Source organism: Bacillota bacterium (assembly GCA_040754675.1).
Classification (GTDB): Bacteria; Bacillota; Limnochordia; order Limnochordales; family Geochordaceae; genus Geochorda.
This window is the reverse complement of record JBFMCJ010000405.1, coordinates 1-3,754: the sequence shown is the minus strand read 5'-3', so window position 1 is coordinate 3,754 and position 3,754 is coordinate 1. Positions and strand designations below refer to the sequence as shown.

Genomic DNA, 3,754 nt, shown 5'->3' with positions numbered 1-3,754 from the left:
CTCTCCACCCCCCAGCAAGTTCCCTGCACCTCCGACTCCGTGGCGGGATGTCGGAGACCAGGGTTCGGTGGGGGGTGGATCAATTCTTGGCCGGCTGATGTGGGTCAGTTTATCACCGGCTACAACACCCGCCCTCTTTCGCCCCCCGGCCGCGCAAAGACGTCCCCGTCCCCGGAAGCGTCCCAAAGGATGGCGGCTCTGCCCGGCGCCGCACGGCACGCCGCTGCCCCAGCGCCCGGCCCAACGCGGCCCTACGAGCGGGCCGCTTCCCCCACCACCCCTCACGTACCGGGAGACCGCCCTCCTCCCGATTCCGGCGGGACAGCCAGACTCCGCACGAAGGCCTCGAAGCGTTGGAAGTCTTGCTCCAACGAGGTGGTCACATCGGGCAAACCTCGAAGCAGCCTCACCAAGCGCTCCGAGTCAAGTTGATGTCCGTAGGCGCTCCGAAACACGTGGCGAAAACCCAGGTACTCCCCCAGTTTCCCGCGTGAGTCCGATGACAGCAGAGCCGGCCGAACACCCTCGATCTCGCGTCCCATCTGGTCAAGGAGCTGCCGGTGCCATTCCTCCCCACGGGGTAATCCCTCGCCGGTCAACTCTGTCACCACACGCAATACGCTTTCGACAGCGGTGTAGAAGTCGTGCAAGTAGCTTCCAAGGGCCCGTTTCCAGACGTCGTCATCGAGGCGCCCCTCACGGGCGGCCGTTGCGAAAACTCGCTTGGCACCATCGGCAACTCGCATGACCTCATCGAAGCGCTGGCGGAGTTCAGCAAGGATCCGCAACGTCTGCTCCCGTTGACCCACGGAGCCGTATCCCCTCCTTCCGGATCAGGCTGGCAAGGGCTGGACGGCAGGACGCCAGCTCCACGATTTGGACCGAACGCGACGCAACCCCCAGTGCCTCGCTCACCGCGGCGAAATACCGTACTCCCGGTATTCGATCCACGGCCAAATCGATGTCAGAGTGTTCATGGAACGCTTCGCTCCCCTTCACGGCTCGCGCCAGCGAACCGAAAAGCCACACTTCACCGGCCCCGAACTCCGAGACCAGCATGTCGGCGATGCGGCAGGCCTCAGCAAGGGCTTCCTGCACTGCCCGCTGCCTGGCCGCTTTCTCACGCCGGGCCCGTTCCTGCCATGCCCTAACGTACGGCTCGAATTCAGGGTCTGCCATCGCGGTGCTCCATCCCCCCAGCATCCCGCGGCCCCTGGCCCTCATTGTACCTGGGTCCCCGGCACCGGACTCCACCCCGCTCGCACACCGCCTTGAAGTAGCGCCGCTGGTCGCCCGCCGCGTGCCGCACCCTCTCGCTCACGATGCAATACAGCCGGTCGTGCTGAGCATGTCCCAGCTTCCTGGAATTTGAACCTCCAGGCGTTCCCGCAGGCTCGCCGCTGACGACCGCCCACATCTATCCCGGCCCTGGCCTGTCCGCAGCGCGCCAGCACCTGCGACTGCATCTGGGCGGCTGCGAGGTTGGTGAACGTCACGCACAGCATTCGGGAGGCGACCGTCCCGCCCCGGATCGCCCGTGCCGCACGCTCCGCAAGACACAGCGTCTTGCCGGTTCCCACGGGAGCGTGCAGGATGGCGGCCCAGCTACCTCTACGTTGCCTGGTACTGAATGGATCTTGGCTCGCTCACGCGCCTTGAGGCGTCCAGGATCTCAAGGCCCACCAGATTGCCTCCCGCATCATAGTCAAGAATGACGCCCGGTTTGTCTTCATCGCTTTCCGACACCGGTGCCTCCCGTAGAATGATGGTCAGCGTATCCGTTCGGGCGTCATACGTGATCTTCATGAAGAATCTTCATGAAGATCGCCTCCAGTACTTATCCACCTGGCTGGTTTGATAGACCGTCACGACTTCGGCCGGCTGCCTGTCTACGTCCACGAACACACGGATGAGACCTCGCGGCTGCGATGCACGGTCGGCCACCGGCTCTGGAGCACCCACCGCCCCGGCCTTACTTCGAAGGCTTGCTCAGGATGGCTCAGAACCCGGCGAACCTCCTCCAGTGGCATCTGTCGGCGGCGGATCTGCTCGAGCGCATGTTCACCATCTGCCCTCCTGGAACCTCCCCACCACCAAAACCCCCACGCATTGGCCTCCTCCAGCCCCGCCCACAACTGTTCGCCGGTGTCAGGGGCCAGGATGATGTCGACCTTCCGGATGCCGAAATCGGCGATCTGGTCCACGACGTAGTGCAGGATGGCCCGATTGGCGACGGTGGAACACAGCCGGTCGTGCCCGGACCGGTCCTGCACGAACGTGATGAGCCGGCGCACCGCCTCTCTCGCCCGCCTGCCCGCCCTCCAGCACCCGCAGGTTCGGGTAACGAGTGCGTCGACTCGTCCAGGATAAGGCAGCATGCGCCTTCATGTCACGCCTCCGCACTTGTTCATGGCTACCGGTTCGTCCAGTCGGATACGCCCCTTCTAACCGGAAGTTGCGAGCCCCTCAACTCGCACGCTTCCTGAAATGATGGGGCTTCAAACCATCAAGAGGGTCCGAGGCGTATACGGTAAACATGCGCAGCCTGTCTTTCCAATGGCCACTATGTCGTGACAGGCTTTGGCCATGGCGAAACACGAGGGCGGCCTCTACGTGGCCGAGATCAAGCGCCGCTACAAGGACCGGGTCTACGTCGCTTACCTGCTCCGGCGTCGCTACCGGGAAAACGGTAAGGTCCAGCAGCAGATCCTGGGTAACCTCAGCCACCTGCCGCCGGAGGCCATCGAGGCAGTGCGAGCTTCCCTGCGGGGCCAGCGCCTGGTGCCCGTGGAGCAGGCCGTCGAGGTGGTCAAGACGCGCCCCCACGGCCAGGTGGCGGCCGTGCGGGCCATGCTGCGGAAGCTCGGCCTCCCCGAGGTCCTGGACCCCCTGCCCTCCTTCCAGCGGGACATTGTCGAGGCCCTGATTGTGAGCCGCCTCCTCCACCCGCAGCCCAAGCTGCCGACCGTCAGCGGGTGGGCCACCACCACGCTGGCCGAGGACCTGGGGCTGGAGGGGGCCACCCAGGACGACGTCACCTTCGCCCTGGACTGGCTGTTGGCCCGGCAGGCTCGCATCGAAGCGCATCTGGCCCGGCGGCATTTGAGCGAGCGCAGCCTGGTGCTCGACGATGTCACCTCGACCTACTACGAGGGGGCTCATGGCCCGCTGGCGACCTTCGGCCACAACCGGGACGTCAAGCGGGGCAAGCGCCCGATCGTCTTCGGGATCACCACCGACCGGGAAGGACGCCCCGTGGCTGTGGACGTCTACCGGGGCAACACGGCCGACCCAGGTCGGTGCGGCCGAAGTGGCCGTGGGCCACCAGGGGGCGGTAGATGGGGCGCTGCAGGTCGAGCCGCCGGATGATCGCCCCCGGGCGCAGGTCGAAGAAGCGTTCGACGAGGTCGGCCAGCACGTCGTCGGGCACGACACCCGTCCCAAATGTCTCCACCCGCACCGACACGGGCCTCGCCACCCCGATGGCGTACGCCACCTGCACCTCGCAGCGCTTCGCCAGCGCCGCCGCCACCACGTTCTTGGCGACGTAGCGGGCGGCGTAGGCTCCTGAGCGGTCCACCTTGGTCGGATCCTTGCCGAACAGCGCCCCGCCCCCGTGCCGGCCCATCCCGCCGTATGTATCCACGAACACCTTACGCCCCGTCAGCCCCGTGTCGGCCTGCTGCCCGCCCATCACGAACCGCCCCGTGGGGTTGATGGGGCTGTGCTGCGCCGCCACCACCACCGTGTCGAC

Annotated in this window: 6 protein-coding genes; all 6 read right to left on the bottom strand. The window is 66.1% G+C overall.

Features of this window, described 5'->3' with window-relative positions:
* Window positions 1–281: 281 nt before the first annotated feature.
* Window positions 282–809 (bottom strand): hypothetical protein, encoded by a 528-nt coding sequence (locus tag AB1609_17895; protein MEW6048319.1) that lies wholly within the window; start codon window positions 807–809, stop codon window positions 282–284.
* Complete coding sequence (locus tag AB1609_17890) at window positions 772–1,179, bottom strand: nucleotidyltransferase domain-containing protein (GenBank protein ID MEW6048318.1); 408 nt, start codon at window positions 1,177–1,179, stop codon at window positions 772–774. Before AB1609_17890 ends, AB1609_17895 begins: the two co-directional genes overlap by 38 nt.
* A 41-nt stretch (window positions 1,180–1,220) precedes the next feature.
* The gene (locus AB1609_17885) at window positions 1,221–1,592 is read right to left on the bottom strand and encodes a UvrD-helicase domain-containing protein (GenBank protein ID MEW6048317.1); all 372 of its coding nucleotides are present in this window, start codon (window positions 1,590–1,592) and stop codon (window positions 1,221–1,223) included.
* 19 nt (window positions 1,593–1,611) lie between these two features.
* Entirely contained in the window at window positions 1,612–1,806 is a 195-nt protein-coding gene (locus AB1609_17880) for a DUF2283 domain-containing protein (protein MEW6048316.1), read from the bottom strand.
* A gap of 83 nt (window positions 1,807–1,889) precedes the next feature.
* Window positions 1,890–2,294, bottom strand: a complete 405-nt coding sequence (locus AB1609_17875) for a hypothetical protein (protein ID MEW6048315.1) — start codon at window positions 2,292–2,294, stop codon at window positions 1,890–1,892.
* Between the two features lie 935 nt (window positions 2,295–3,229).
* A partial coding sequence (locus AB1609_17870; GenBank protein ID MEW6048314.1) for a methionine adenosyltransferase domain-containing protein occupies window positions 3,230–3,754 on the bottom strand: 525 nt, incomplete at its 5' end.

Excerpts from the sequence above, each read along its gene's own strand:
- AB1609_17890 (MEW6048318.1), bottom strand. The coding sequence starts at position 1,179 with ATGGCAGACCCTGAATTCGAGCCGTACGTTAGGGCATGGCAGGAACGG.
- AB1609_17880 (MEW6048316.1), bottom strand. The coding sequence starts at position 1,806 with ATGAAGATCACGTATGACGCCCGAACGGATACGCTGACCATCATTCTA.